This is a genomic window from Nocardioides jiangsuensis (genome assembly GCF_019679455.1).
Taxonomy (GTDB): Bacteria; Actinomycetota; Actinomycetes; order Propionibacteriales; family Nocardioidaceae; genus Nocardioides_C; species Nocardioides_C jiangsuensis.
In genome coordinates, this window is the sequence record NZ_JAIEZQ010000001.1 from 20774 (window position 1) to 47565 (window position 26792).

General features: G+C 71.1%; 27 protein-coding genes and 1 tRNA gene. 14 read left to right on the forward strand and 14 right to left on the reverse strand.

Annotated elements, in window-relative coordinates:
* Positions 1–65: 65 nt before the first annotated feature.
* From cmk to K1X13_RS00150, 8 genes are all read left to right on the forward strand, one after another.
* On the forward strand, positions 66–722 hold the full coding sequence (gene cmk / locus K1X13_RS00115; protein WP_221023031.1) for a (d)CMP kinase: 657 nt from the start codon (positions 66–68) through the stop codon (positions 720–722).
* Positions 719–1501, forward strand: a complete 783-nt coding sequence (locus K1X13_RS00120) for a lysophospholipid acyltransferase family protein (RefSeq protein WP_308249300.1) — start codon at positions 719–721, stop codon at positions 1499–1501. The genes cmk and K1X13_RS00120 overlap by 4 nt, the downstream gene beginning before the upstream one ends.
* Positions 1494–2837 carry a ribosome biogenesis GTPase Der gene (gene der / locus K1X13_RS00125; protein ID WP_221023032.1) on the forward strand — a complete coding sequence of 448 codons (1344 nt, stop codon included), beginning with the start codon at positions 1494–1496 and terminating at the stop codon, positions 2835–2837. Before K1X13_RS00120 ends, der begins: the two co-directional genes overlap by 8 nt.
* Before the next feature lie 74 nt (positions 2838–2911).
* Positions 2912–2985, forward strand: a tRNA-Pro gene (locus K1X13_RS00130).
* 468 nt (positions 2986–3453) lie between these two features.
* On the forward strand, positions 3454–4920 hold the full coding sequence (locus tag K1X13_RS00135) for a hypothetical protein (RefSeq protein ID WP_221023033.1): 1467 nt from the start codon (positions 3454–3456) through the stop codon (positions 4918–4920).
* A complete protein-coding gene (locus K1X13_RS00140) occupies positions 4917–7400 on the forward strand; it encodes a hypothetical protein (protein WP_221023034.1) in 2484 nt (827 codons plus the stop codon). Before K1X13_RS00135 ends, K1X13_RS00140 begins: the two co-directional genes overlap by 4 nt.
* Positions 7401–7508: 108 nt before the next feature.
* Entirely contained in the window at positions 7509–8123 is a 615-nt protein-coding gene (locus tag K1X13_RS00145) for an alpha/beta hydrolase family protein (protein WP_221023035.1), read from the forward strand.
* A gap of 294 nt (positions 8124–8417) precedes the next feature.
* Complete coding sequence (locus tag K1X13_RS00150) at positions 8418–8963, forward strand: class E sortase (protein ID WP_221023036.1); 546 nt, start codon at positions 8418–8420, stop codon at positions 8961–8963.
* On the opposite strand, the gene K1X13_RS00155 is transcribed toward K1X13_RS00150, so the two are convergent.
* Positions 8960–9415 carry a pyridoxamine 5'-phosphate oxidase family protein gene (locus tag K1X13_RS00155; RefSeq protein WP_221023037.1) on the reverse strand — a complete coding sequence of 152 codons (456 nt, stop codon included), beginning with the start codon at positions 9413–9415 and terminating at the stop codon, positions 8960–8962. The two genes, K1X13_RS00150 and K1X13_RS00155, sit on opposite strands and share 4 nt — an antisense overlap.
* A gap of 65 nt (positions 9416–9480) precedes the next feature.
* Complete coding sequence (locus K1X13_RS00160) at positions 9481–9960, reverse strand: VOC family protein (protein ID WP_221023038.1); 480 nt, start codon at positions 9958–9960, stop codon at positions 9481–9483.
* A 272-nt stretch (positions 9961–10232) separates the two neighbouring features.
* On the opposite strand from K1X13_RS00160, the gene K1X13_RS00165 reads away from it, so the two are divergent.
* Entirely contained in the window at positions 10233–10988 is a 756-nt protein-coding gene (locus K1X13_RS00165; RefSeq protein WP_221023039.1) for a YwaF family protein, read from the forward strand.
* A 287-nt stretch (positions 10989–11275) separates the two neighbouring features.
* Positions 11276–12223 carry a zinc-binding dehydrogenase gene (locus K1X13_RS00170; protein WP_221023040.1) on the forward strand — a complete coding sequence of 316 codons (948 nt, stop codon included), beginning with the start codon at positions 11276–11278 and terminating at the stop codon, positions 12221–12223.
* Positions 12224–12268: 45 nt separating this feature from the next.
* Here K1X13_RS00170 and catC read toward each other — a convergent pair whose 3' ends face one another.
* The 9 genes from catC to K1X13_RS00215 all read right to left on the reverse strand — a co-directional run bounded on the left by catC (position 12269) and on the right by K1X13_RS00215 (position 20856).
* Positions 12269–12550, reverse strand: coding sequence for a muconolactone Delta-isomerase (gene catC / locus K1X13_RS00175; protein WP_221023041.1), 282 nt, complete (start codon positions 12548–12550; stop codon positions 12269–12271).
* Between the two features lie 25 nt (positions 12551–12575).
* Complete coding sequence (gene catA, locus K1X13_RS00180; protein WP_221023042.1) at positions 12576–13430, reverse strand: catechol 1,2-dioxygenase; 855 nt, start codon at positions 13428–13430, stop codon at positions 12576–12578.
* A gap of 39 nt (positions 13431–13469) precedes the next feature.
* On the reverse strand, positions 13470–14570 hold the full coding sequence (locus K1X13_RS00185) for a mandelate racemase/muconate lactonizing enzyme family protein (RefSeq protein ID WP_221023043.1): 1101 nt from the start codon (positions 14568–14570) through the stop codon (positions 13470–13472).
* Positions 14567–15493: a LysR substrate-binding domain-containing protein gene (locus tag K1X13_RS00190; RefSeq protein ID WP_221023044.1), complete on the reverse strand. Its 927-nt coding sequence runs from the start codon at positions 15491–15493 to the stop codon at positions 14567–14569. Before K1X13_RS00190 ends, K1X13_RS00185 begins: the two co-directional genes overlap by 4 nt.
* 211 nt (positions 15494–15704) lie before the next feature.
* The gene (locus K1X13_RS00195; protein ID WP_221023045.1) at positions 15705–16520 is read right to left on the reverse strand and encodes an ABC transporter substrate-binding protein; all 816 of its coding nucleotides are present in this window, start codon (positions 16518–16520) and stop codon (positions 15705–15707) included.
* 1 nt (position 16521) lies between these two features.
* The gene (locus K1X13_RS00200; RefSeq protein ID WP_221023046.1) at positions 16522–17118 is read right to left on the reverse strand and encodes a GTP-binding protein; all 597 of its coding nucleotides are present in this window, start codon (positions 17116–17118) and stop codon (positions 16522–16524) included.
* Positions 17099–17482, reverse strand: a complete 384-nt coding sequence (locus tag K1X13_RS00205; protein WP_221023047.1) for a DUF742 domain-containing protein — start codon at positions 17480–17482, stop codon at positions 17099–17101. Before K1X13_RS00205 ends, K1X13_RS00200 begins: the two co-directional genes overlap by 20 nt.
* Positions 17483–17494: 12 nt before the next feature.
* The gene (locus K1X13_RS00210) at positions 17495–17911 is read right to left on the reverse strand and encodes a roadblock/LC7 domain-containing protein (RefSeq protein ID WP_221023048.1); all 417 of its coding nucleotides are present in this window, start codon (positions 17909–17911) and stop codon (positions 17495–17497) included.
* Positions 17911–20856 carry a sensor histidine kinase gene (locus K1X13_RS00215; protein WP_221023049.1) on the reverse strand — a complete coding sequence of 982 codons (2946 nt, stop codon included), beginning with the start codon at positions 20854–20856 and terminating at the stop codon, positions 17911–17913. The genes K1X13_RS00210 and K1X13_RS00215 overlap by 1 nt, the downstream gene beginning before the upstream one ends.
* A 239-nt stretch (positions 20857–21095) precedes the next feature.
* Here K1X13_RS00215 and K1X13_RS00220 point away from each other — a divergent pair, with 239 nt between their 5' ends.
* Positions 21096–21458 carry an MmcQ/YjbR family DNA-binding protein gene (locus K1X13_RS00220; RefSeq protein ID WP_221023050.1) on the forward strand — a complete coding sequence of 121 codons (363 nt, stop codon included), beginning with the start codon at positions 21096–21098 and terminating at the stop codon, positions 21456–21458.
* Positions 21459–21601: 143 nt separating this feature from the next.
* Here K1X13_RS00220 and K1X13_RS00225 read toward each other — a convergent pair whose 3' ends face one another.
* Positions 21602–22153, reverse strand: a complete 552-nt coding sequence (locus K1X13_RS00225; RefSeq protein ID WP_221023051.1) for a hypothetical protein — start codon at positions 22151–22153, stop codon at positions 21602–21604.
* A gap of 222 nt (positions 22154–22375) precedes the next feature.
* Here K1X13_RS00225 and K1X13_RS00230 point away from each other — a divergent pair, with 222 nt between their 5' ends.
* The 3 genes from K1X13_RS00230 (at position 22376) to K1X13_RS00240 (ending at position 25580) form a co-directional block, all read left to right on the forward strand.
* Positions 22376–23641 (forward strand): GNAT family N-acetyltransferase, encoded by a 1266-nt coding sequence (locus tag K1X13_RS00230; protein ID WP_221023052.1) that lies wholly within the window; start codon positions 22376–22378, stop codon positions 23639–23641.
* Positions 23642–23729: 88 nt separating this feature from the next.
* Positions 23730–25019 (forward strand): FUSC family protein, encoded by a 1290-nt coding sequence (locus K1X13_RS00235; protein WP_221023053.1) that lies wholly within the window; start codon positions 23730–23732, stop codon positions 25017–25019.
* A gap of 153 nt (positions 25020–25172) precedes the next feature.
* Positions 25173–25580, forward strand: a complete 408-nt coding sequence (locus K1X13_RS00240; RefSeq protein WP_221023054.1) for a hypothetical protein — start codon at positions 25173–25175, stop codon at positions 25578–25580.
* Here K1X13_RS00240 and K1X13_RS00245 read toward each other — a convergent pair.
* Positions 25527–26237: an anti-sigma factor family protein gene (locus K1X13_RS00245; protein WP_221023055.1), complete on the reverse strand. Its 711-nt coding sequence runs from the start codon at positions 26235–26237 to the stop codon at positions 25527–25529. The genes K1X13_RS00240 and K1X13_RS00245 overlap by 54 nt on opposite strands.
* A complete protein-coding gene (locus tag K1X13_RS00250; RefSeq protein ID WP_221023056.1) occupies positions 26234–26746 on the reverse strand; it encodes a sigma-70 family RNA polymerase sigma factor in 513 nt (170 codons plus the stop codon). Before K1X13_RS00250 ends, K1X13_RS00245 begins: the two co-directional genes overlap by 4 nt.
* Between the last annotated feature and the right edge of the window lie 46 nt (positions 26747–26792).

Consider the following 26792-nt stretch of genomic DNA (forward strand, 5'->3'; position numbering starts at 1 on the left):
TTCGCCCGACAGTTTTCGCGAGAAGGACGGGATCTCGGGCGTTGAGTGCACGTGTGGTCGTAGCGATGGACGGGCCGTCGGGCTCGGGCAAGTCCAGCACCTCCCGGGGGGTCGCGAGCAAGCTGGGGCTGCGATACCTCGACACGGGGGCGCAGTTCCGCGCGATGACCTGGTGGATGCTGCAGCACGGCGTGGACGTCGACGACGCCGCCGCGGTTGCGGCCCACGCCGACGACCCGGTGCTGGTCTCGGGCACCGACCCCGCGGCCCCCACCATCACCGTGGACGGCACCGACGTGGCCGGCCCGATCCGGTCCACCGAGGTCACCTCCGCGGTCAGCGCGGTCAGCACCGTCCCGGCGGTGCGTGGGCGGCTGCTGCGCGAGCAGCGCGCGATCATCGGCGACGGCGGGATCGTCGTCGAGGGTCGCGACATCGGCACCGTGGTCGCCCCCGACGCCGCCGTGAAGGTGTACCTCACCGCCGACCCCGAGGCGCGGGCCGTGCGCCGCACCGCGGAGATGTCCGCGGGCACCGACATCACCGCCACCCAGCAGGACCTGCTGCGCCGGGACCGGATCGACTCCGGGCGCGCCACGGCGCCGCTGGCGATGGCCGACGGCGCCCACCACATCGACACCACGCCGTTCACCCTCGACGAGGTGGTCGACCAGGTCGTCGCGCTCGTCGAGGAGGCGAGCGCCGCCTCCGAGGGGTCGTGAGCACGGTCTCGCCGCGGGTCCTGCACCAGGACCTGCCCCGCACGCACGACGCGGTGCACCCCTCGCACCGCCTCCTGCGGCTGCTGCGCCCGGCGGCACGCGCCTACTTCTCCCGCCGGTACGACGTCCGGGTGCACGGCGACGAGCAGATCCGCCGTCGCGGGCAGCACATCGTCGCGGCCAACCACATCGGCCTGCTCGACGGCCCGTTGCTCGCCGCGTTCGCGCCGCGGCCGGTGCACGCGCTCACCAAGAAGGAGATGTTCGAGGGGCACACCGGTCGTGCGCTGCGGGCCCTCGGCCAGATCCCGCTGGCGCGCTACGAGGTGGACCCCTCGGCGATCAAGGACTGCCTCAAGGTGCTCCGGGACGGGGGAGTGGTGGCGATCTTCCCCGAGGGGGCACGCGGCGCGGGCGAGCTCAGGCGGGCGCACGCCGGGGTCGCGTACCTCGCGCTCGTCACCGGGGCGCCCGTCGTACCGCTGGCGATCTTCGGGACCCGGGAGCCCGGTGGGCACATCGACTCGGTGCCCCCGGCGGGCTCTCGATTCGACTTGGTGTATGGGTCTCCGGTGTACTTGGAGCAGCAACCCTGGCCGCGCACGCAGGCTCAGGTGAGGCAGGCGACGGAGACGCTCCGGAATAGCCTCGTCCAGCATCTCGTTGAGGCGAAGGGCATCACCGGGCGGAGCCTGCCCGGCCCCATTCCTGGGTTCACGGAAGAACAGCTCTTCGAGGGGCTGGACCGGAACCCGTCACGAAAGAAGAGCAATGACTGAGTTCGACGAGGCCGCGCCCGCCGCGGTCCCGGTGCTGGCCGTGGTCGGTCGCCCCAACGTGGGCAAGTCGACCTTGGTGAACCGCATCCTGGGCCGGCGCGAGGCCGTGGTCGAGGACGTCCCCGGCGTCACCCGCGACCGCGTCTCCTACGACGCCACCTGGAACGGCCGTGCCTTCACGGTCGTCGACACCGGCGGGTGGGATCCCGACGCCCGCGGCCTGGCCGAGCGGATCGCCGCGCAGGCCGAGGTGGCGGTGACGGTCGCGGACGCGGTCCTGTTCGTGGTGGACGCGACGGTGGGCATCACCGACGCCGACGAGGCCGTCGTCCGGATCCTCCGCAAGTCCGGCAAGCCGGTCATCCTCGCCGCGAACAAGGTCGACGACATGCGCGCCGAGGCCGAGGCGTACGGCCTGTGGAACCTCGGCCTGGGCGAGCCCTACCCGGTCTCCGCCCTGCACGGCCGCGGCTCGGGCGACATGCTCGACGCCATCCTCGCGGCGCTGCCCGAGACCCCGCCGGAGACCTTCGGCAAGGTCGGCGGCCCGCGGCGCGTGGCGATCGTCGGCAAGCCCAACGTCGGCAAGTCGTCGCTGCTGAACAAGCTGGCCCGCGAGGACCGGGTGGTCGTCGACGACGCCGCCGGTACGACGGTCGACCCGGTCGACGAGCTGATCGAGCTCGGCGGACGCCCCTGGCGCTTCATCGACACCGCGGGCATCCGGAAGCGGGTCAAGGAGGCGTCGGGCCACGAGTACTACGCCAGCCTGCGCACCACGACCGCCGTGGAGCGGGCCGAGGTGGCGGTGCTGGTCGTCGACTCCTCCAAGCCGGTCTCCGAGCAGGACCTGCGGATCATCAGCAACGTCGCCGAGGCCGGCCGTGCCCTGGTGATCGCGTTCAACAAGTGGGACCTCGTCGACGAGGAGCGCCGCTACTACCTCGACCGCGAGATCGAGCGGGACCTGGTCCGCGTCCAGTGGGCGCCGCGGGTGAACATCACCGCGCGCACCGGCTGGCACGTCGACAAGCTGGTCCCGGCCCTCGACGCCGCGCTCGAGGGGTGGGAGACCCGCGTCGGGACCGGCGCGCTCAACTCCTTCCTCGGCCGGCTCGTCGCGGAGCACCCGCACCCGGTCCGCGGTGGAAAGCAGCCCAAGGTGTTGTTCGGCACGCAGGCCTCGACCGCCCCGCCGACGTTCATCCTGTTCACCTCCGGCCTGCTCGAGGCGTCGTACCTGCGCTTCATCGAGCGTCGCCTGCGCGAGGAGTTCGGCTTCGTCGGGACCCCGATCCACGTGCAGCAGCGGCCGCGGCAACGCAACAGGAAGTAGCCGAGTTCTGAACCACCGCCACCCTGCGGTAAGGTTCCTTCCGCCCGCTCACCGGAGACGATGTTGCGGGCATTCGGGCTGTGGCGCAGCTTGGTAGCGCACTTGACTGGGGGTCAAGGGGTCGCAGGTTCAAATCCTGTCAGCCCGACCGAAGAAGTACCAGGTCAGGGGCCGTTTCCGCTCTACGCGGGGACGGCCCCGTTCTGCTTCTCGGGCCCTGTGCGTGCAGCGTGTGTGCAGGGCCCTTTCGCGACGGCACGAGTGCGGCCGCGTTGTTGTCGGCCTCATGCTCGGTCGAACGCAGCAGAGGGGAGTAGACGTCGGCCGTTAAAGAGACGCTGAAGTGTCCTAGGCGCTTGGAGACGACCGCCAGCGGTGCCCGCGGCGAGTTGCAGCGACGCCTGCTGGTGTCGCAGGCCGTGGAAGGTCATCTCTGGCAGGCCTGCTGGCTGTGGAGCTGGTCGGGTTTAGTCATTCGTTATGTCGGGTAGTCGTCGGTTATGTCGGGCCGCGAGGTCCCGACACAAGACCCGGGGCGGCCCGTAGCAAGGACGCGTCGGGCCGTGGGAGGAAGCATTCTGTCGGACGTGCCGGGCGGCTAGAGAGGGAAGACGCGATGAGCAGCGACGAGTTCGCACCGTTGACAACCGAGGAGTTGGCGGCCGAGGCGGTGACCGCGCTGCCGGACAAGGAGGTCGTCTCGATCCTCGACCTCGCGGCGGACATCGACCTCGCCATCGATGGGGCTGCGCCCATCGACCTCGCCATCGCTCTGAACGCCAACGTCGTGTTGCCGATCGACGCAGCGGTGAGTGCCAACCTGCTGTCCAACGGCTCCACCTCCCAGGCGCTGTCCGACCAAGGTGTCATGGTCACCCAGACCGTGGCGGCGGACGCGATCGCGACCGGCATCCAGGACAGCGCGATCGACCAGTCCGACACCGTCACCGACGGGACCGGCGCGACCACGACCGAGGGCACAGGCGGTGAGCAGTCGACGCCGATGGCGGCCGCCGACGCCGCAGCCGCCGACGCCGCGGCCGCCACCACCGAGGCCGCCTCGTTCGAGCCCGTGGACGGGACGGTCGTGGTGGATTCGGCCGGCAACATCATCGGCACGCTCGACACGTCCACCGGGACCGTGGTCGATTCGGCCGGCAACATCATCGGCACGCTCAACGAGACCACCGGGTTGGTCGTGGACTCGGCGGGCAACATCGTCGGCACAGTCACCAGCCTGGTCGACGGTGCCTCGGTAGTGGACTCGGCTGGCGACGTCATCGGCGTCCTCGACGGGGCGACCGGGACCGTCGTCGACGCCTCCGGGAACGTGGTCGGAGTGCTGGATCCGTTGACTGGCCAGGTTCTCAACTCGGTGGGCGACGTGCTGGGCACTGTGACCGACCTGGTTGACGGCACTGCAGTGGTAGACGCCGCCGGGAACGTCATCGGCGTCCTCGACGGGGCAACCGGCAACGTCGTCGACTCCGTCGGCAACGTGATCGGCACCCTCGACCCGCTCACTGGACAGGTTCTCGACGCAGCGGGCAACGTCATCGGCACCGTGGGCGAGATCCTCGACGATGTCACCGACACCATCGGCCAGCTAAACACCGGCGACCTGCTGAAGGGTGACCTTCTGGCTGTCGACGTCAACGTCGACCTGGACGCCGACCTCGCTGCGCCGATCAACGGTGCGGTCGCGGCCAACGCCAACGTGGCGGCGCCCATCGACGCGGCGGTGGCCGCCAACATCCTCTCCGACGACTCGGCGGCGACGGCAATCTCGCAACAGGACGCCATCATCACCCAGTCCATCACCGGGCAAGCGGTGGCAACGTCCGACCAGACGTCCACCATCGACCAGGCGTCCGTCGAGCCGCCCGACACCGACACCGCGTCCACGGACGATCCGGTGTCGGCCCCGGCGACCCAGACCCCGTCAACCACCACGTCTGTGTCCGCCGACGAGGTGCCCTCATCGGCTGACGTGACGACCGAACCGAGCTCGGCTGACGTGACGACCGAACCGAGCTCGGCTGACGTGACGACAGAACCGAGCACTGAGACCACGCCGCAGTGACCACACTCGTCGACGCGCCCGCGCGCGTCGATGACGTCCAGCTGCTGGGGGCGATGGTGGGGTCCGGCTACCGGACCCCACCAGCCCTGGTCCGCCGCGGCGACGGCCAGACCTTTCAGCTCACGCCGCTGCTCTACTTGGTGCTGGACGCGGTCGACGGGCGGCGCAGCTGCGCCGAGATCGCGACCATCGTCGGCAAGACCATGCACAGGGGCGTCTCAGAAGGCATGGTCGCGACGCTCGTCGACCAGCACCTGCGCCCCATGGGGCTGCTCAAGCAGGCGGACGGGCGCGAGCCTTCCTTCGCGAAGTCCAACCCCCTGTTGGCACTGAAATTCAAACTCGCCGTCACCAACCCCCGGACCACGCGCCTGCTGACCGACCCGTTCCGGGTCCTCTTCCGGCCAGTGCTGGCCTCGGTCGTGGTGCTCGGCTTCCTGGCAGTCACCTGGTGGGTCTTCTTCGAGCAGGGCCTCGCCCCTGCGACCTACGACGCCTTCCAGCGGCCGCACCTTCTGCTGCTCGTGTTCGTGATGACGGTGCTCTCCGGGGGCTTCCACGAGTTCGGACATGCGGCGGCGGCGCGGTACAGCGGAGCCGACCCAGGAGTTATCGGGGCCGGCATCTACATCGTGTGGCCGGCGTTCTACACCGACGTGACCGACAGCTACCGGTTGGGAAGGTGGGGACGTATCTGCACCGACCTGGGCGGCTTGTATTTCAACGCTGTCGTGGTGGTGCTCACCTTCGGCTGGTGGTACGCCACACGGTGGGACGCACTGCTGCTCCTGGTGGCAACCCAGATCATGCAGATGGTGCAACAGCTCATGCCGCTGCTCCGATTCGACGGGTACCACCTGCTCGCCGACCTGACCGGCGTCCCTGACCTCTACCACCGGATCCGGCCGACACTTCTCGGGTTGCTGCCGCACCGGTGGTCCGATCCGGAGAACCGGGTCCTGAAGCCATGGGCCCGCGCCGTGATCACCGTGTGGGTGCTGATCACGATCCCGATGTTGGGTCTCATGCTCCTGGCCATGGTGACGGCCGTGCCGCGACTGCTCGGTACGGGCTGGTCCGTGGTGCAGGAGGACGCCGCCGGCGTGCTGGACGCGTGGCGGACCGGGGGGCTGGTCGACGTCACCGCCCACGCACTCCAGGTGCTGGCTGTGGTGCTGCCCATGCTGGCGTGTTTCCTCATCCTCGGGCGAATCGGGCTGCGCTGGTCTCAAGGTCTCGCGCGCTGGAGCCGCGGGTCCGCCCTCAAGCGGGTCGCCGCCGCAGCCCTCAGCACTGCCGTCATCACGAGTCTCTCCTGGGCATGGTGGCCGCAGCCGGGCACCTATCGGCCGGTCGTGCCGGGGGAGAGGGGACTGCTTACCGACTTGCTGCCGGCCGCGCAGAGCGCTCCGGTTCTCGGGGCAACGCCAGCGTCGGCCCGGGTGGCCGCGATGGTCCCCGACCGCGGGGTCCTTCCTGTCGGCGCGTCGGCCGAGCGCAGGCTGGCCGGCGGGGAGCCGCTGGAGGCCACCTTCCTGGAGGGAAAGGCACTCCCGACCAAGTCCGACCCTCAGTTGGCGATCGTGCTCGTCCCGAGCGAGGACGACGGCGACGGCCAACCACAGACGCCGACGCCGACGCCGGCGCAACCGGACGAAGCGGCCGAGCCATGGGTATTCCCGTTCGACGAGCCCCTGCCCCCCGCGGAGGGGGACAACCAGGCGGCGGCGTACAACACCACCGACGACTCGGTGACCTACGATCTCGCCTTCGCACTCGTATGGGCCACGGGCGACGAGGTGCTCAACGTGAACGAGGCCCACGCCTATGCCTCGTGCTCGAACTGCGTAACGGTCGCCGTCGCCTTCCAGGTCGTGCTCATCATGGATGACGCCCAGGTGGTGGTCCCGCAGAACCTCTCCGTGGCTGCGAACTACGAGTGCTACCGCTGCATCACGGCCGCGATCGCCAGCCAGCTCGTGCTGTCGGTGGAGGAGACGCCGGGAGAGGAGCAGTTGCGCGCGCTCGGCGAGGTCTGGGGCAGGTTGACCGAGTTCGGGCAGAGCATCACGACGTACTCGCTCTCGGAGATCTCGACCCGGCTGGAAGCGTTCAAGGCGGAGATCGTCGCGATTCTCGGCGACGCGCCACCGATGTTGCCCGACGCGACACCCACTCCGACACCGTCGCCCACCGGGACGCCCACCGACGTCAGCAGCGAGCCGCCGATGAGCACGCCCACCACATCACCGACCAGCACACCCACCACATCACCGACCAGCACACCCACCACATCACCGACCAGCACACCCACCACGTCGCCGACCAGCACGCCCACCACATCGCCTACCGGCTCGCCGGACGCGAACGACACGACGACCACGCCGACACCGGAGCCGACCACGGAGCCCACGACAGCCGCATCGTCTCCAGAACCATCCGCCGCCACCACGACGTCCTCACCGTCACCATCGCCGTAGATCGAGGGTCGGTCTGCGGTCGGGAGCGTGCCGCCCTCAGGCTCCGTCAGGACTCGCGGTGTCTCTGCCGTGAGGCGCCGGAGGCCCTCGTCGCATACCCGGACCCAGATGGCGAACGGGTACATCGTCCTGCACGTGGACTACCGCAACCACGCCGAGTCCGACGACGACCCGCTCGTCCAGATCCGGATGCGGCTGGGATACAGCGCCGACGTGATGAACGCGGTCAAGGCGTTGCGCAGCTCGCCGGACGTCCCGCTCGACGAGGACCGGGTGGGCCTGCTCGGCCGCTCGATGGGCGTCGGGGTGATCTTGGAGGCGCTCGTCGCTCATCCGGGGCTGGTGCGGGCGGCCTCGCTGTGGGCCTCGGTCTCGTCGCTCGAACGGGAGAACTACGACGAGTTCATCCGTCCGGATCCGGAGGACTCCGAGCTGCGTGACCAGTTGGCGCGTCGGTACGGCACACCCGAGCAGGACCCGCGCTTCTGGCGTGAGAACTCTTCCCGTCCTTACGTCGACCGGATCACTGAGCCGGTGCTCATGGTGCACGGGCGCTTCGACGACACGTGCCCACCGCGCTGGGCTACTGCGACCCGGCGCGCCCTCGGGCGGGCGGGCGCGAGATCCCAGCTGGAGTGGTACGCCGACGGGCATGCCTTCGGGCGGGCGTTCAACGCTGCGATGAACCGGACGGTGCGGTTCTTCGACCGCCGACTGAGCTGAGCCACGGCGTCACCGCCGCCCCGGCCGACGACGCCCGACAGCAGGGATCACTCGGATTGGTTGCCTCGCCGTACCGTCGAGGGCGTGACTCGAAGTCATGCACGTGTCGGGGCACTCCTCGCCGGGGTCCTGGCGTCAGGGCTGCTCGTAGGCTGCTCGGGTACGGACCACGCGCCCTCGAACGGCGCGGTCCCGCCGGCGTCAGCCCGCGACGCTCCGCCAACGGCGCCTGCCCAGCTCAGCAGCAGTGCACCCGTCGATCCCCTCACCGGGTCGGTCCCCGCGCGGCGAAGCGTGTCGGCCGAGCGGGCACGCCCGGCACGGGAACCGCGGCGTTCGCACCTGAGCATCCCGGCGATCAGGCTCCGCTCAGTGCCTGTGCTCCGCTACGCCGGCACGCCGGACGACGCCGAGGGCACCCGAATCCAGAACCGCGGTCCGACCGCGTCACCGCGCGGCCCGGGCGGCGGCGTCGGGCCGGGTGAGGTCGGCAACTTCATCGTCACCGGCCACCGCACCTCGCACTCCGCCCCGTTCCGCGACCTTCCCGCCTTGCGCGCCGGGGACCGCGTGCGCGTCCACGCGGGACAGACGGTGTACGTGTACCGGGTGACGGCCACCCGCTCGACATCGTTCCGGTCGCAGCGGTCGCTTGCCGAACAATCGGCCGCGCTCCCCGGCCGTCCCAACGCGGACCCGGTCCGGTCGATGATCACGCTCTCGACGTGTGCGACCCCAGAGGATCATGCGGCCGGAAACTACTGGTCGGACCGTTTCGACAATCCAGAGCACCGGATCGACAAGGTGGGGGTGCTTGTCGCGGAGTTGGTCGTGGACTAGTCGCGCTCGACCCTGCGCAGCCCCTGTGTGGGCGTCCACCACTCGACGACGAGTTTCGTGGCCTCCTCGTTGAGGTGGGTGTGCACGACCTCTGCGATGTCGGCGTAGAAGCGGTCTGCGTCGGATCCGTCTGTGGTCGGCCCGGCATAGATCGCCCGCCCGGAGATCTTGGCCTCGCCCGGCCACGTCGCCTCTGAACCCTCGACCGGGTCGACCGTGGCGCTGTGCAGGGCGAACCGCGGATCCCGACGCAGATCCGCGCCCTTGCGCGCGTTCGGCATCGAGCCGAAGGACAGCCGGCCGTCCTCGAAGGCCGCCTCGATCCCGGAGATCCGTGGCGACCCGTCGGCTCGCAAGGTGGCAATCGTCTTGTGTCTGTGCGCATCGAACAGCGCAAGCACGCGCCGTGCAAACCCCGGCTCGACCTGCTCGACGTCCTGCCACGTCGCCATACGCCCACTATCGCACCGGCGTCCGAGGGAGGCGCTCCTCGGGCTGAGTCACGACCTGGGTGGTGTCAGGCGGCGTCGGCGGCGCGCTCCAGCTCGGCGATCTCGATCTTGCCCATCTTGAGCATCGCCTCCATCGCCCGGCGGGCACGCTCGGGATCGGGATCATTGAGCAGCTCATCCAGCCTTCGCGGCGCGATCTGCCAGGACAACCCGAAGCGGTCCTTGAGCCAGCCACACGGGCCCGGCTCACCACCGCTCGCTGTGAGCGCGTCCCACAGCCGATCGACCTCGGCCTGGTCATCGCATTCGATGACGAACGACACCGCCTCGTTGAACGTGAAGTCCGGGCCACCGTTGAGCCCCTGGAACTGTTGGCCAGCGAGCGTGAAGTCAACCGTCAGCACCATGCCCGCCGGCCCGGACGGCGTCTCGGCCGGCGAGCGCCAGACCTTGCCGATCCGGCTGTCCGGCAGCAACGTCACGTAGAAGCTGGCCGCCTCCTCTGCGTCGCCGTCGAACCACAAGCAGGGAAACATCCTGCCCATCGCGTCCTCCTTCTCATAGAGCCGTCTCGGGAGCGTGTAGCGCACTCGGGTGGCCTCAACGGCTTCGTAGGTTGAGACCGGACCGCAGCCCATTACTCATCGGTCCTGGACACGGAACCTCTCCAACCCTGTAGCCGTGTGCCCTGGTCTCGGGCGAGCGCGGCGAAGACCTGCGGACGAGATGGTGAACCGCTCTCGGTGGGTCGCTCGCGTCTCCGCCCGCGCATACTGGGAGTGACGGAGATGGCCCCGAAGGGGAGGCGTGAGACCAGGTGCAGGCCACCTCGCTCGCGAGTCGATTCTCGGCGTTCGACACGTCGCATCAGGTCGTCCTGGCCGTGCTGCTGGCCGGAGCGCTGCTGCTGGTGTGGGTGGGGCGGGCGAACCGGGGGAACGAGTCGGGTGTTCTCGTCGGCAAGTTGCTGGCGGTGGCAATCATGACCTTCACCGTCCCGCTGCAGATCCTGTATCTCACCCCCGAGTACTGGTCGCTGGAGCGGACACTGCCCCTGCAGCTGTGCGACCTCGCCTGGATGGTTGCGGTGGTGGGCCTCTGGACCCATCGCTGGTGGGCCGTTGCCCTGACCTATTACTGGGGCTTGACCCTGACGACCCAGGCGATCATCACACCGGACCTTGTCGCGCAGTTCCCTGATCCGGTCTTCATCCTGTTCTGGGCCATGCACTCGACGGTGGTCTGGGCGGCCGTCTACCTGACCTGGGGGCTCGGCCTGACTCCGGACTGGCGCAGCTATCGGGCGGCGCTGGTCGGGACCGGAGCGTGGGCCGCCACTGTGCTTCTGATCAACCTCTCGGCGGGAACCAACTTCGGCTATCTCAATGCCAAGCCGGCATCCGCGTCGGTCCTCGACCTTTTGGGGGACTGGCCCTGGTACGTGCTCGCCGAGATCGCCATCGTCGCCGTCGTCTGGGCCGTGGTGACGTGGCCGTGGGTTGCGTTGCACGCCCGGCGCTCTCCCCAGGGTGCGACGCCGACTGATGGCCGTCCAGCGCACCGGCAGCGGTGAGACCTCGGGGCGACGCTTGCCGGGGAGTCAGGGCGATGGCACGGCCCGGTCGTTGCGGGCGGTGGTGACCCTCGTCTCGGCGAACGGGACGAGGCGGGCGGGCCGGGGCGAGATGGGGCGCGACATGCCATGCTTCGATCATGTCGTCGGCACCCGGGTCACCGCATGCTTCGGCGCAGTCAGGTGATCTTCCCTCCACGATGCGGGCGGCCGTCATCACTCGGCACGGTGGGCCTGAGGTGATCGACGTGCGCGACGTCCCGGTGCCTCGCCCAAGGCCTCGCGAGGTGCTGGTGCGCGTCGGCGCCGCGGGCTGCAACAACACCGATCTGTGGACCCGAGAGGGCTCCTACGGGTTGGCCGGCGACTCGAACCAAAGAGCGGGTTGGCTGGGACCGCTCGATTTCCCGCGTATCCAGGGCGGCGACGTGGCGGGCGTCGTGGTTGCCTGCGGCGACGAGGAGACGACCGACGTCGTGGGGTCGCGGGTGCTGGTCGATCCCGCCAACTACGAGGACTCCGGGCCGGACGCCCGTCCGGTCGACGTGCTCGGTAGCGAGCGCGACGGGGGTTTCGCCGAGTACGTCGTCGTGCCGGCCGACCGCATCCACCGTGTCGACGAGTCCCCGCTGAGCGACGTGGAGCTGGCGGCGCTGCCGATTGCGTACGGCACCGCGTTGGGCATGCTCGAGCGGGGCTCGGTCACCGGCAACCACACGGTGCTGGTCACCGGCGCCTCCGGCGGCGTCGGACTCGCCGTGGTGCAGCTCGCCCACGCCCGGGGAGCCCGCGTCGTGGCTGTGTGCAGTGGCGACAAGGCAGATGCGGTGCGCAGTGCGGGAGCCGCCGTGATCGTGGACCGCCATCGCGGACGGGTGCTCGCCGATGCAGCGGAGGCCGCACCCGCGGGGTACGACGCGGTCATCGACGTCGTCGCGGGACCGCTGGTCGGTCCCGGCCTCGGACTGTTGCGCCCGGGCGGGCGTTGGGTCGTGGCCGGCGCCCTGGACGGCTGGGCCGTGGAGCTCGACGTACGGCGGCTGTATCTCGCCAACCTGGCACTGGTCGGATCGACGATGCACACGCCACCCATCTTCGACCTCCTGGTGGACTTCGCTCGGCGAGGCGTCGTTCGGCCGGTCATCGCCGCCACGTTCGACCTGGGCGACGTCGCCGAGGCTCAACGGCAGCTCGCGAGACGTCAGCACGTGGGCAAGCTCGTCGTCGTCCCCTGACCCGCGCAGACCGCCCGTCATTCCCGGCCGACCGGTCCGGTGGTGTCAGGCGTTGACGTCGGACGGGTGTGTCGCCAGCGGCGTGACGTGGATGTCCATGTAGGGGAAGAGCGGGAGCCCGGACAGCAGCTCGTGCAGCTCGTCGTTGCCGGCGACGTCGAAGACCGAGAAGTTGGAGTACTCACCCACGATCCGCCAGATGTGCGGCCACGCGCCCGAACGCTGGAGCTCCTGGCTGTAGGCCCTCTCGCGGGCCACGAGCTCGGCGCGCACGTCGGGGTCGAGGTCCAGCGGGATGCGCACGTCCATCCGCACGTGGAAGAGCATGGGTGAGTCTCCTGTCGGTGGCGTCTCAGGCGCGGTCGAGCACGAAGTCGTACTCGATGGTGGAGCCGGTGCCGTCTGCGCTGGGCTTCGGGTCGAGCATCAGCTCCGGCTTCACGGCCGAGGCGATGTCGTCCTCGTTGTGCTCGTCCCCGGGGAAGTACAGCTGGGCGGTGAGCAGCTCGTGCCCGGGGGCCGACACCTTCACGTGCAGGTGGGCCGGGCGCCAGGCGTGCCAGCCGGCCGCGGCGATCAGCTTGCCGCAGGAGCCGTCGGTGGGGATCTGGTACGGCGCCGGCTGCATCGTGGTGATCTGGAAGGTGCCGTCAGCGTCCGCAGTGAAGGAGCCGCGCAGGTTCCACTCCGGGATGCCGGGAGAGAACTGCGAGTAGAAGCCGTCGTCGTCGGCGTGCCAGAGCTCGACCTTGGCGCCGGCCAGCGGGGAGCCGTCGGTCGAGGTGACCCTCCCGGTCCAGACGAGCGGGCTGCCCTTCTCGTCCTCACGCATGGGGATCGTGCCCCTGGCACCCTGCTCGGGGGCGTTCGGCACGTAGTACGGGCCCTCGATCGAGCCCTTGCTGCCCGCGCGGTGCTCGGTGGCGACGTCCTCGACGGCGTGCTCGATCCACACGTCGAGGAAGAGCGGCCACTCTCCATCCTGGCCCACCTGGATCAGCCACGCCTTCAGCGCGTTGTACTCGTCGTAGGTGACCTTGTGCCGGCGGATCGTGTCGTGGATCGCGCCGAGCACTTCGCGGGCGAGGGTGTCGACCCGCTCCTTCGGGGTGTCGGCGACGGCGGCGTACGGCGACTTGTCGCGCTGGAACCGCTCGGTGGCGGACGCCCCCGAGGCGGCCGCGCTGGCGGTGGTGGTGTCGGACATGATGGTCCTCTCCTTACGTTGCGGGGGTCTTCAGGTGGATCAGTCGGTGCGGTAGCGCCGGAGCTTGTCGGGGTCGATCTCGACGCCGATGCCGGCCCCGGGCCGGATCGTGAGCTCGCCGTCGCGGATCTCGATCGGTTCGGTGAGCAGGTCGTCGCTCATGTCGAGGAAGTTCGAGAGCTCACCGGCCCGCCGGGAGGTGAGCTCGAACGCCGCGCCGAACGCGACGGTGCACATGGAGCCGAGCTGACCGTCGATCTGGTTGCCCATCACGACCTCCAGGCCGAGGCCCTCGGCGAGGTGGTGGACCCGGCGGCTCTGGGTGAAGCCGGTGCGCGCGGTCTTGATGCTGACGGCCGTCGCCGAGCCGCCCAGGACCTCGCGGGTGACCGCCGCCGGCGTCGGCACCGACTCGTCGGCGATGAACGGGACGTCGATCTGCTGGACCAACCAGCGGCGGCCGAGCACGTCGTCGGCGGGGCAGAGCTCCTCGGCGAAGGTGAGCCCGAGGTCAGTCATCTCCTTCATGGCCCGGGCCGACTCGGAGGCCGACCAGCCCCGGTTGCCGTCGACGTACATCTCGACGCCGTCGCCGAGTCCTTCCCGCAGGGCGCGGACGACCGCGGTGTCGAGGGAGTACGGCCTGCGGCCGACCTTCACCTTGAACGTGGTGATGCCGTAGGTGTCGCGCATCCGCTCGGCCTCGGCCACCATCGCGGCGGGCTCGTCGAAGCCCAGCATGTGGGAGACCCGCATCCGATCGGTGTAGCCGCCGAGCAGCTCGGTGACCTGGAAGCCGAGCGTCTTTCCCATCGCGTCCCAGATCGCCATGTCGAGGCTGGACTTGGCGACCGGGTTGCCCACGGTGCGGTTGAGCCGGGCCTGGATCTGCTCGCGCTCCGTCAGGGCGAGTCCGATCACGGCGGGCGTGAAGATCTTCTCGATGACGGCGATGACGCCGACCTGGGTCTCGCCGTAGGTGAACGGCCGCGGCGGCGCCTCGGCGACGCCCACGACACCGTCGTCGGTGTGGACGCGGACGAGCACGTGCTCCGCGACGTGCACCTCGCCGCTGGCGAACTTCAGTGGCTTGGCGTAAGGGATGGCGAACGGAATCGCCTCCACGTGCGTGATCTTCATCGGCTGACCTCGCGGGACGGGGCGGACGCGGCAGGGGAGTCGGCGAACAAGCCGGCCGCGTCGAGCGACGCCAGCACCGTCCGGACGAGGGGGGAGGGGGACTCGGCGCGCCAGGCGACGGCGAGCTCGATGGTCGCGGCGTCCACGACGTCGCGGAAGACCACTCCGGCCAGGGGGACGGCGCGGACGGACGCGGGCACGAGTGCGACACCGAGGCCGGCGGCGATCAGTGCGAGGAGTACGGCGGTCCCGGGCGCTTCGTGCTCCTTGTGCGGGGCGAACCCCGCCTCCCTGCAGCTGCGCACGACGGCCTCGTTGACCGCGGAGTGGGAGTCGGCGTACAGCACGAAGTGCTCGGTGCGCAGGTCGGCCATGGCCACCACCGGTTCGGTGGCCAGATGGTGGTCGGCCGGGACGGCCAGGACCAGCGGCTCGATCTCGATCGTGCGCGTCGTGAGCTGGTCACCGGACGTCGGCGGCCTCAGCACACCCAGGTCGAGGCTGCCCTCGCGCAGGCCGGCCGACTGGGCAGGCGTGAGCAGGTCGGCGTGAATCTCCAGGGCGACACCGGGCAGGTCCCGCTTGACCGTCCGTGCGATGCGGGGGAGGTGCGTGAAGGCCGCCGTCCCCGTGAAGGCGATCCGGACCAGCCCGAGCCGTCCACCGGCGATCCGCTGGACGCCCCGGACGCTGTCCTCGACAGCACCCAGCACGCGCTGGGCCTCGTCGTACAGGAACTCGCCGGCCGGGGTCAGGCTGACCTGGCGCGTGGTGCGGGTGAAGAGGGGGGCGCCGAGCTCGTTCTCGAGCTGGCGGACCGACTGGGAGAGCGCCGGCTGGGCAATGTGCAGGCGCTCGGCCGCGCGGCCGAAGTGGCGGGTCTCCGCTACCGCGGCGAAGTAGCGCAGGTGCCGCAGCTCCATGGCCGGTCTCCGTGCGTGGAGGTGGGGTGATGTGGCGGAGGTCACCGCCGACTGATCCACGGTACGTACGGATATTGATTGGACACAAGGACGAGCTGGACGCTGATTGATCGACGCAAGCGATCAATACCCCTGGGTCAGGCGTAGGCATCCACTCGGGCTCGGCGTCGCGCTGGTGCCCGAGCCGGACCGGCAACCCTGCGGCCGCGGGTCACTCCTGGACGCCGCCGAACCAGGTGGCGTAGATCTTGTCGTAGCCGCCGTCATCCTCCAGCGTGGCGAGCACCTTGTTGATCGAGCGCAGCAGGTCGACGTTGCCGTTCTTCTTGACGGCCATGCCGTACTGCTCGCCGGTGTCGAACTCGGCGGAGACCTCGAGGTCGGGGTTGTTGGCCACCACGTCGCCGACCACGGTGTTGTCGTAGACGGCGGCGTCCACCGCGCGCGTGGTGAGGGCTTCCTCCATGGCGACGGCGTCCTCGAGCGGCACCACGTCCGCGCTGGCCGGCGCGTTGTCGGTGACGTAGAGCTCACCGGTCGTGCCGCCCTGCACGCCGATCCGCTGTCGGTCGAGGTCGTCGAGCGCGTCGATGCCGGAGCCCTTGGCGACGACCAGCGCCTGCGAGGCGTCGAAGTACGGGCTGGAGAAGTCGAGCACGCGCGCCCGCTCGCCGGTGATCGTCATCGCCGAGATCGCGAGGTCGCACTGGTCGGAGTTGAGCGCGTCGCCGGACTGGATGGCGTCGAAGTCGGTGTCCTTGATCTCGAGGCGCAGGTCGAGCTCCGCGGCCACCTCGCGGATCAGGTCGATGTCGAAGCCGACCGGCTCGCCGCCCTTCATGGACTCGAAGGGCTCGTAGGGCATGTCGCTGCAGACGGTCAGCGCACCCTCCTCGACGACCTGGGGGGCGCGGAGGGAGCTCACTCGCTCCTCGCCGTGGGCCGCGCAGCCGGCGGCGGCCAGGGTCAGCATCAGTACGGCGCCCGCGGCGCGCGCGGCCCGACGGGCGGGTGTGTGGCTCGTCATGTCAGTTCGCATTCACGGTGAGGGACTGGGTGAGGCGGAGCAGGGCGTACTCGGTGACCCGCACCAGCGCCTGCTTGGCTGACTCGCGGTCGCGGGCGTCGACCCGGATGATCGGGACCTCGGGAGGCAGCGCGAGCGCGGCGGCGACCTCGTCGAGGTCGTACTCCCTGGTGCCGTCGAACTGGTTGACCGCGACGATGAACGGCAGGCCCTTGGACTCGAAGTAGTCCAGCGGCGAGAACGACTCGTCGAGCCGGGCGGTGTCGACCATCACGATCGCGCCGATGGCGCCGCGGCACAGGTCGTCCCACATGAACCAGAAGCGGCGCTGGCCGGGTGTGCCGAAGAGGTAGAGCACCAGGTCCTCGGCGAGCGTCAGGCGGCCGAAGTCCATGGCGACGGTCGTCGTGGCCTTCGTGGGGACGGCGGCCAGGTCGTCGACTCCCTCGGACTCGTTGGTCACGAGCGCCTCGGTGCGCAGCGGCACGATCTCCGAGACCGAGCCCACGAGGGTCGTCTTGCCCACGCCGAAGCCGCCGGCGATGACGATCTTCGTCGACGCGGCCTTGCGCGGCGCGCTAGTAGGAGCGAAGTCCACGGAGGGTCCTTTCGATCAGCTCAATCCGCTCGTCCTGCGACGAGCTCTCGGTGATGGTGGCCTGCACCCGGACGAGGCCCTGCTGCACCAGGTCGCCGAGCAGGACGCGGACGACCCCGATCGGCATGGACGCGAGCGCGGAGACCTCGGCGACCGAGCGCTGGTCGCACAGGTCGAGCACCCGCTGCGCGCCGGCACCCAGGTCGGCGTCGGCGCTCGCGTCGTGCGGCTGGATGCGCAGGGTGGCCTCCATCGGGAGGTCGACGGCAGCCTTCGTCCGTCCGGCCGTGATGGTGTACGGCCGGACGAAGCGGGCGGGTGCGACCGGCTCGTCGTCCGGTCCGCGGGTGTCGTCGGGTGCCACGGCTGGTCCCGGTCAGGCGCCCGTCGCGATGCGGGCCCGGGCCTGCACCGCCCGGCCCACGCGGTCGACGAGCAGCGCCATCTCGTACCCGACCTGGCCGATGTCGGCGGCCTCCTGGGTGAGGACGGCCAGGTTGGAGCCGTCCCCGACGCTCATCAGCATCAGGTAGCCGTGCTCCATCTCCACGACCGTCTGCAGCACGGCGCCGCCCTCGAAGAGGCGGGCCGCGCCTACGGCGAGGCTGGCCAGGCCGGACGACACCGCGGCGACCTGCTCGGCACGCTCGCCCGGGATGCTGGCACTTGCTGCCATGAGCAGGCCGTCGGCCGACACGAGGATGGCGTGGGCCGCGTCGGGGACCTCCTCCACGAAGCGGGTGACCAACCAGTCGAGGTGACGAGCGTCGTTCGGGGCGGTGATCTCGGTCATCAGGAACCTGCTTCCGTCTGCGAAGGGTCGGGTGCGGCGATGGCGGCGGTGGCGGCGGCGCGCCCTCGCGAGACGCCGGACACGTGCGCCGCGAGTCGGGCGCGGATGGCCTCCGGGTCGCGGACCGTGGCGGTGGGGGTCGTGGTCACGCCGCCCGGCACGAGCCTGCTGCCGGGACGTCGTACGGGGAGCCCGGACTGGCTGACCTCTGGCTCCGCCGGGGTCTCGGCGACCTGGTCGGCCATCTCCCAGCCTGCCTCGATCTCGGTCGTGCGCCACGGCTGCGCGTCGCTGTCCGTGCTCAGCCAGGCCGACCGCAGCGACCGGAAGATCGGGGTGTCGAAGCCGTCGTCGCCCGGGTCCGTCCAGTCACCGTCGAGGGCGCCGTTCGCCGCCATCGGGACCGGCGCGGGCGGGAGTACGGCGACGGGCGCGGACGCACCGGCGGGCTCCGGCTCGGCGGCGGGTTCCGGCGCACGGGGGGCCGGCTTGGCGGCGGCGCCAGTCCGGCGCGTCGGCAGGTCGGTCAGCCGGGACGTCGGCTGGACGGTCGGCGCGGCCGGCTGCTCGGCCGGTCTGGGTGCTGCCGCGGCGGCCGGCTCGTGGACCGGCTCGTGGACCGGCGCCGGAGCCGGGTCGAACGGCGGTTCAGCCTTGGTCTCCGCGACGGCCTTGGTCTCCGCGACGGCGGCAGGTGCGGCAACCGCTGCGGCGGGCACGGAAGCAACGTCCGCGGCCGGCGCGACCAGCGGCGCAGCGACCACCAGCCCAGCGACCGGCCGCACGACCGGCTGGGGGGCGGCCGGCGGGGGCGTGGGCTCCGGCGGCACCGCGGGCGCCGGGTCGTGCCCGTTGCTTAGCGGCCGGAGCGCCGCCAGCGCGGCGGAGGCCGTCGAGGCGGTGACCGGCGTCGGCGCCCCGGAGACCGGGTCGCCCGTGGCGCCGGGGGTGCGCGTGGGCAGCCCCAGCGCGGCGTCGATCCGGGCCTTGATGTCCATCGCGGCCGGCTGCTCGTCCCTGGCGTTCACGGGCTCGGGCTTGCGGTCGGACTTCTGCGGCTTGCGCTCGGCCCTCTCGGGCGTGCGGGACTCCGCCGCCTTCGACGCGGCTGGCTTCGGCGCGGCCGGCTTCGGCGACGCCTCGCGCGGCTGGGGCGCCGGGGGCGGGGCCAGGTCGGGGAGGATCGCGACGGGCAGCATCACCGTGGCCGTCGTACCGCCGTCGTCGTTGGCGCGCAGCGACGTGGTGAGGCCGTGCCGCTGCGAGAGGCGGCTGACCACGAACAGGCCCATCCGGCGAGCGGTGTCGGGGGTGACCTCGCCGCCGGAGCCGAGGCTCTCGTTGGTCTGCGCCAGCTGGTCGGCGGGGATGCCGAGCCCGGCGTCCGCGATCTCGATGACCACGCCCCGGGCGGTGGTCGTCGAGCCGACGGTCACGATCGCGGTGGGCGGCGAGTAGGTCAGGGCGTTGTCGACCAGCTCCGTGAGCAGGTGGACGACGTCGGCCGCAGCGCTGTCGTCGATGCGCATCGGGTTGGCCGACCGGATCTGCACCCGCTGGTAGTCCTGGACACCGGACGTCGCCGCCTGGAGGGCGTCGCTGACGGTGAGCCCGTCGACCCCGGCGGTCGCCGTGGGCGCGTCGGCGAGGATCAGCAGGCTGTCCGCCGTACGACGCATCCGCGCGGCGAGGTGGTCGAGCCGGAACAGGCTCTCGAGCCGCTTCGGGTCCTCCTCGTCCCGCTCCAGCCGCTCGATCAGGCCGAGCTGCTGGTTGATCAGCGAGGTGTTGCGGCGCGACAGGGTGACGAACATCTGGCTGACCTGCGACCGGAGGCTGGCCTCGCCGGAGGCCAGCACGACGGCCTGGCGGTGCATGTCGTCCACGGCCCTGGCCAGCTGGCCGATCTCCTCCTTCGTCGTGACGTCGATCGGCGTGATCTCGCCGGGCTCCTCGCCCGCACGGATGCGCGCGACCGCCGCGGGCAGTTGCTCGTGCGCCACCTCCAGCGCGCCCTCGCGGACCCGGCGGATCGGGTTGAGCAGCAGGCGGGAGATGAGCAGCGCGAGCAGGATCGCCGCGACCAGGGCGACCAGGGTGATCGCCGCGTTGACAAGGGCGTCGGCGCGCGCCCCGGCGGCCGCGGCCTCGAGCTCGTCGTCGATGCCGTCCTGCAGCGTGCTGATGATGCTGTCGTAGTCGGCATAGGCGGTGCCGCCGCCGAGGTCCGTGCCGCCGGTGCGGATCGTGCGGAACCGCTGGGCGTTCGCGGTGCGCAGGGACGCCACCGCCTGCTCGCTGGTACCCAGCGCGCTGGCGAGGCGGTCGATCGCGGCGCCCTCGGCGCCGAGCTCGGAGAACAGCTCGAGCGAGCCGGTCTCACCGGTGCGCTCGGTCGCGACCAGCGCCTGCTGCATGGCCAGCGAGAAACGGCCGGCCAGCGTCTGCGAGAGCAGCTCGAGCCGCGGCTCGGGGTTGATCTGCTCGTTGACGATCGTGGTGACCAGCTGGGTCACGCCCGACTGCAGCTGGCGCAGCTGCGCCACCCAGGTACCGGGGCTGAGGGTGATCGCGTCCTCGTCGCGCAGCGCCTGGCTGAGGTCCAGCACCGCGTCGACCTGGTAGCGCTGGTCGTCGGTGAGGTCGGCGGACTCCTTCGACTCGAGCAGCTCGCGCCCCGCCGTACGGATCTCGGCGAGCGCCTCCTCGAGCGCGGCCTGGCTGTCCCGGTCCGTGCCGACGGCGGCGACCATCGCCTGCTCGGCGGCGGTGAGGTAGTCGACCGCCGGCCGCAGCGCCGTGACCTGCTGGGCGCTGGAGGAGGAGTTCGACGCCTCGACGAGGTCGCTCTGGACCCGCAACCCACCCAGGGTTCCGGCGAGCAGCAGCGGGACGGCCAGGGCGAGCGCCACCTTGCGGCGCAGCGGCCATGCGGAGACGGCCAACGCGGACTCTCCGTCGCGATTGGCAGGGCGCTTGGTGCTCATCACTCACCGAGGCTCTCGAGATGGACGCCACCGAAGGCAGCGTGGGCGGTCAAGTGTGGTCAAAATAGGGTGATCTGGACCACGGCCGCAGGCGAATCCGCGTAACTGACCCGATCGGGTGGTGGGGCGCCACCGATGGGGCAGGCGGCTGCTCGGGCAGCGGAAAGCGGTCGGACCCTGGTGGCACGATCACTTCCATGAGCAGACAAGGGGCTCTCTCCGCCGCCCGGCTCGTCGAGATGTCGACCGAGCTGCCTGAGGTAGTCCTCAAGGAGGGCGTCGACTGGACCAACATCACGTTCAGGGGCAAAGGCTTCGCCTGGGTCAACCACCCGGAGAACCGGGCGATGATCAAGGCTCACCACGACGAGCGTGACGCCCTGCTGGCGACCGCGCCCACGGTGTACGAGGCTGGCTGGGCCACCAACTCGTCGGCGTGGGTGCGAGTCCGGCTCGAGGACGCCGACCCCGACGAGGTCCTCGAGCTCCTCGAGGAAGCCTGGCGGATGACCGCGACGAAACGCGCGATCAAGGCATTCGACGAAGCCCGGGGACGCTAGGCGGCACCGCGAGCCGACTCGCTGCGGTCGGGGCTCTCGGTGGTGACGCTGCACCTGGGAGTCCCGGGAGGTGCACGAACCGGCCCGGATCGCCTGGGAGGCGCGATCCGGGCCGGCGTGTCTCTGCTTCTACGTGTGGCCGGTCAGCCCTTGGCGACCCACGGGGTGAAGTCGCGGGGCTCCCCGAGCCAGTCGACGAGACCGGTGCTGGTGCCGTCGGTCCGGGTACCCGAGACACGCACCGCGACGCGCACCTTGCCGGGGTTGCCGAGTGCCTCACGCGACATCCGCATGCGCACCCGCTCCTTGGCGTAGTCGACGGTCATCTCGTAGGAGCCGTCGGCCGGGGCGCCCCAGCTCTTGCGGCCGAACCCCTCGGTCTGGAGGAGCTGGTAGTCGGTGCCCGCGAAGTAGCCACCGACGAACACGAACTCCGGACCCTTGTCGCGGCGGTCGGTGTCGACGTACACCGCGCCGGACGAGCCGGTCCTCGGGTCGCGCCGCAGGTTGGTGTGGCTCGTGACGACCACGACGTTGGCGACGCGGTTCTTCAGCTGGACGGCTCGGAGGTCCGACCCGTGGAAGGTGTCCTGCGGGTCCTTCACCCCGATGCTGGCGGCGTTCGCAGGGCCGGCGAGGCCGAGCGTGAGGGCAGCGGCCGACAGGACGGCGGTGCTGGCGATGGTCTTGTGCATTGCCTTCTCGTTTCTCAGGAGTGGTGTCGCCCTGTCGGGCCGCGCCCCCGGTGGGGCACGCTCCCAAGACGCGAACACCCTGGACAAGGTTGCATCTGCGCGGCATGCGGCGTGACGACGGCCGTCGAGCCGGGTCGACTGCAGCGGCCGGGGCTCGGGCTCGCGCTCGGGGCTGAACGTAAACCGGTTGAGGCATCAGCTCGCAAGCGGTTGGGTGTGGGCATGACCGAGAACCGGATCCGGGTCGACCGCGCGACCGACCCGGAGCGCTACCTGGCCACCGACCACACCGTCTGGTTCGCCGAGGTCCCAGCAGTGTCCACGGAGGAGCAGCTGATCGGCCTTCCCGAGGACCAGCGCTTCGCAGCGGATGTCGACGGCTCCGAGCCGGGGACGTACCCCGGGATCTACGGTGTCTTCCCGCTGACACTCGCGGTCCCGGGGCCCGGGGCGGGTGCCCGGCAGGTGGCCTGCGCCGGCCTCAGCTGGGTGGGCGTGCATCCCGACCACCGGCGCAAGGGCGTGCTCAGCGCGATGCTGCGTCACCATTTCGAGCAGGTGCACGAGGAGGAGGGCACGCACGTCTCGGCGCTCCATGCCAGCGAGCCGGCCATCTACGGCCGTCACGGTTACGGCCTGGCGTCGCTCGAGATGGAGGTGAGCCTGGGCAGGGGCACGACGCTCACCGCGCCCGATCTGGACGGCGCGGCCGCCGCGGTCACCACTCAGCTGGCCACGGTGTCCGATCCCGATGTGCCGAAGCGGATGCGGGAGTGCCACCTCGCCAGTGCCGGCCTCGGCTCGGTGGTCGGCGAGGCCGGCTACTACGCCCGCGTCTGTCACCAGCTGCCCGAGCACCTGCGGGACAAGGAGCCCTGGCGCGTGCTCTTCGCCCGCCGCGACGGCGTGGACGTCGGGTTCGCGATGTTCCGCCGCACGCACAAGTGGGAGCGCGCCCGGCCCTCGGGAGAGATGTCGGTGTGGGCGCTGGTCGGCGACCCGGCTGCGCAGCTCGCGCTGCTGCGTCGGCTGGTCGACTTCGACCTGATCGGGGCGGTCAAGGTCGGCACCGTCGGTGTCGACGACCCGCTCCTGCTGTGGGTCGGCGGACCGAGGTCGACGTCCGACGTGGCGACCTACGACAGCCTGTGGGTGCGCCTGGTCGACCTCGCCGAGGCGCTCCAGGAGCGGGCGTGGAGCGCGCCGTGCGACGTCGTGGTCGACGTCGAGGACACCGCGGCTCCGTGGAACGACGGCAGCTGGCGGATCCGGGCGGACGACGCCGGCGAGGCCACCGTGGAGAGGACGACGGCGGAGTCCGACGTACGCCTGCGCGTCGAGGCGCTGGGAGGTGCCTACCTCGGGGGCGGCAACCTCGTCGCGCTGCAGCGGGCGGGGCTGGTGGCAGAGCGCCGTCGAGGCGCGGTCGCCGAGCTGTGGCGGGCCATGCGCACCGAGGTCTCGCCGACCGCCGCGGTCGGATTCTGACGAACCGGCGACTCCCGGACGGCGCGGCCGCCGGCGAAACGCGGCCCCCAACGCTGGGCGGCCGCTGCCGCATCGAGCAAGATGAAGTGTGGGCGACTGGTGGCGACGGGGCCTCACCCGTGAGATGACGCGGCTGCGGCACGAAGGCCGCGCGACCGTGCTGTGGTCGCTGCGGGTGACGTTCGCCGCCGTCGCCAGCTACGTCGTGGCGACGCTGATCTTCCCGGGCTCGCAGCCGCTGCTCGCGCCGCTGACCGCGATGCTGGTCGTCCAGGTCACCCCGGTCTCCCTCCTCGCCAGCGGTCTCGACCGGGTGCTGGCCGTGGTGGCCGGAGTCTCCGTCGCGGTGGTCTTCGCCGCCGTCGTACCGCTCGAGTGGTGGAGCCTCGGCATGCTCATCCTGGTCGCCATCACGATCGGCCAGGTGCTGCGGCTGCGCTCGAACCTCGTCGAGGTCGCGATCAGCGGGATGCTCGTGCTCGGCGTCGGCGTGGGCGCCGAGTCCGCCGCCTGGCAACGCCTCGCGGTGACGCTGGTGGGCGCCGCCGTCGGCATCGCGGCGAACCTGCTGTTCCCGCCCAAGGTCGCCAGCGCCGACGCCGGCCGGGCCATCGACGGGCTCGCGGACTCGGTCAGCGACCTGTTGAACCGGGCTGCCGACGAGCTGGCCGAGCTGGTGACCGAGGGCGGTGACCTGGCCGCGGCCGCGCGGGCGTGGCTGGGGGAGGCGCGTCGCATCACCCACGACATCCCGCAGGTGGGTGCCGCGCTCCTGCACGCCGAGCAGGGGCGCCGGTTCAACGTCCGGGCCGTCGGCACGCCCAACGTGGGCCCCGGGCTGCGCCAGGGGCTCGAGGCGCTGGAGCACTCCGCGGTCGCGATCCGCGGGATGCTCCGCTCGCTGGTGGACGCCCAGGACCCGTCCTGGGCCGACGACGAGAGCACCGAGTACGTGCTGCTCGGCCTCGCGCAGACGTTCCGGGAGATGGCCACCGGCGTCGACGCCTTCGGCCAGCTGGTGCACGACGAGGCGGACCCGGCGCAGCGCATGAGCGCCACCGACGTACAGGCGCTGCGGGAGGCGCTCGACGGGCTGCACGAGGCACGCGCTCGGCTCGAGGACCTGCTGATGGCGGGCACCACCCCCGAGCTGCTCGAGCTGCACGCCGCCGTGCTGTCGACGGTCAAACGGCTCCTGCGCGAGATGGACCTGGACGAGCGGATCCGCCGGCAGGTCCGGCTGCTGCGCCCGCCCCGTCCGCGACCAGGGGCCGCCGCGCCGACCGACCGGCCGCCCGCGCACGAGCCCAGCCCGGACGCCGAGACGCAGCTGCTACCGAGGCTCCCCGACGACCGGCGGGACAAGCGACACCCCTGACGACAGCCGTCGGCGGGCCACACCGGTCCGGGCGGCCGCTCGATACAGGTGGGGCAGGTTCACCGCCAGACCTGAACCGGGGACCCGTCGGCTTCGTACTCCTCGGTGAGCCCTGGGTCCACCGAGGCTGCCTACGGATGAACGGAGTGCGCCATGAGGATGCGGATACTGGCCGCCGCGGGTGTGCTGGTCTCGGCCGCGGTTCACCTCCTGCTGTGGTTCGACGGGTTCCGCGATATCGACGTGATCGGCCCGGCGTTCATGCTGAACGCCGTCGCCGGGGTCGCGATCGCGGTGCTGCTCGTGCTGTGGCGACACTGGGTCCCGCTGCTGCTGGCCATCGGGTTCGGGGCCTCCACCCTCGGGGCGTTCGTCATCTCCGCCACCGTGGGACTGTTCGGCGTCCACGAGGTCTGGACGGGCACCGCCGTTCTCACGGCCGCGGTGTCCGAGGTCGTGGCGATCGTCGCGGGCGCGGTGGCCCTGCTGCGGGAGTACCCGGTCGGGTCACCTGGCCAGCCTCAGCACCGGTTCGCCCTCCGCCGTCCGCATCTCCACTGAGGCGATGTCCGGACGGCCGGAGGCTGTCGCGGCGGCCAGCTGCATGGTCCTGCCCGGGAGCGCGCGCCACGTGGCGACCTGCTCCGTCGCTCCGTCGCGGGTGCGCACGACCAAGGCGTACGTCGCCGCGTGCGGCAGCCCGTACTCGCTCTCTCCCGGGGTGTAGGTGCAGGTCAGCGAGAGTCGGGTGCCCCACGGCACGCGCTCGAGAGCCACGCTCGCGCGGACCGTCGTCCGGCCGACGGGGAGCATCTCTTGTCCGGCGGGAAGGGTGAGGGTCGCGCCAGGTGGTGGCGGCAGCGCGGCGGGCGTGCCGTCACCGTCCAGGACACCCGTGACGGCCAGCGATCCCACCCCGAGGGCCACCACGGCAGCAGCAGCCAGTCCAGCGGTGAGGAACCGGCGACGCTTCCGTGTGCGTCGTACCTCGTGGACGAGGGCCGGAAGCAGTGTCTCCGGGACCGGCTCCACGTGGGGCGCGGACTCCAGTACGTCGGGGTCGACCCGTGCGAGCAGGCCCGGCAGCCCCGCCAGCTCCCGGGTGGCCCGCGCGCAGGCGGCACAACCGTCCAGGTGCCGCTCGAACTCCTGACGCTCGGCCGGCGAGAGGGCGCCGAGGACGTAGGCGCCGTCGTGATGGGCGAAGTCGCAGCTCATGCGCCTACCCCCATCTCCTCCAGCGCCAGGCGCAGGGCCCTCAGCGCGTAGTGGGTGCGCGACTTCACCGTGCCCTCGGGGATGCCGAGATGCCTCGCCGCCTCCGCTACCGGGGCGCCGCGGTAGTAGCACTCGAGCAGGACCGCGCGATGTTCCGGCGACAGCTTCGTGATCGCCTCCGCGACCACCCACGACAGCAGAAGCTGGTCGGTGCGGTCACCGGGATCGCCGACCTCGGGCACCTCGGCGACCGTGAACTCGCTCTGGGACCGCCGGGTGCGCCACTCGTCGATCACGATGTTGCGTGCGACGGTGAACAGCCACGCCCGCACCGAACCCCGCGCCTCGTCGAGCACCGAGAAGTGCCGCCACGCCCGGAGCAGGGTCTCCTGCGCGACGTCCTCGGCGCGGGCCCGGTCGTGACCGGTCAGCCGCAGGCAGTAGCCCCACAGCGCCGCGGCGTGCTCGTCGTGCAGCTGCTGCATCAAGGCGACCTGGTCCCCGGGCATCGAACCTCCACCCATGACACGCGGAGAGAACCGGTGAGGTTCAGCA

Excerpts from the sequence above, each read along its gene's own strand:
- K1X13_RS00225 (WP_221023051.1), bottom strand. The coding sequence starts at position 22,153 with ATGCACAAGACCATCGCCAGCACCGCCGTCCTGTCGGCCGCTGCCCTC.
- K1X13_RS00220 (WP_221023050.1), top strand. The coding sequence starts at position 21,096 with ATGAGCAGACAAGGGGCTCTCTCCGCCGCCCGGCTCGTCGAGATGTCG.
- K1X13_RS00195 (WP_221023045.1), bottom strand. The coding sequence starts at position 16,520 with ATGACGAGCCACACACCCGCCCGTCGGGCCGCGCGCGCCGCGGGCGCC.
- cmk (WP_221023031.1), top strand. The coding sequence starts at position 66 with ATGGACGGGCCGTCGGGCTCGGGCAAGTCCAGCACCTCCCGGGGGGTC.
- K1X13_RS00145 (WP_221023035.1), top strand. The coding sequence starts at position 7,509 with ATGGCGAACGGGTACATCGTCCTGCACGTGGACTACCGCAACCACGCC.
- K1X13_RS00190 (WP_221023044.1), bottom strand. The coding sequence starts at position 15,493 with ATGGAGCTGCGGCACCTGCGCTACTTCGCCGCGGTAGCGGAGACCCGC.
- K1X13_RS00250 (WP_221023056.1), bottom strand. The coding sequence starts at position 26,746 with ATGCCCGGGGACCAGGTCGCCTTGATGCAGCAGCTGCACGACGAGCAC.
- K1X13_RS00245 (WP_221023055.1), bottom strand. The coding sequence starts at position 26,237 with ATGAGCTGCGACTTCGCCCATCACGACGGCGCCTACGTCCTCGGCGCC.
- K1X13_RS00160 (WP_221023038.1), bottom strand. The coding sequence starts at position 9,960 with ATGGGCAGGATGTTTCCCTGCTTGTGGTTCGACGGCGACGCAGAGGAG.
- K1X13_RS00230 (WP_221023052.1), top strand. The coding sequence starts at position 22,376 with ATGACCGAGAACCGGATCCGGGTCGACCGCGCGACCGACCCGGAGCGC.
- K1X13_RS00155 (WP_221023037.1), bottom strand. The coding sequence starts at position 9,415 with ATGGCGACGTGGCAGGACGTCGAGCAGGTCGAGCCGGGGTTTGCACGG.
- K1X13_RS00135 (WP_221023033.1), top strand. The coding sequence starts at position 3,454 with ATGAGCAGCGACGAGTTCGCACCGTTGACAACCGAGGAGTTGGCGGCC.
- catC (WP_221023041.1), bottom strand. The coding sequence starts at position 12,550 with ATGCTCTTCCACGTGCGGATGGACGTGCGCATCCCGCTGGACCTCGAC.
- K1X13_RS00210 (WP_221023048.1), bottom strand. The coding sequence starts at position 17,911 with ATGACCGAGATCACCGCCCCGAACGACGCTCGTCACCTCGACTGGTTG.
- der (WP_221023032.1), top strand. The coding sequence starts at position 1,494 with ATGACTGAGTTCGACGAGGCCGCGCCCGCCGCGGTCCCGGTGCTGGCC.
- catA (WP_221023042.1), bottom strand. The coding sequence starts at position 13,430 with ATGTCCGACACCACCACCGCCAGCGCGGCCGCCTCGGGGGCGTCCGCC.
- K1X13_RS00185 (WP_221023043.1), bottom strand. The coding sequence starts at position 14,570 with ATGAAGATCACGCACGTGGAGGCGATTCCGTTCGCCATCCCTTACGCC.
- K1X13_RS00240 (WP_221023054.1), top strand. The coding sequence starts at position 25,173 with ATGAGGATGCGGATACTGGCCGCCGCGGGTGTGCTGGTCTCGGCCGCG.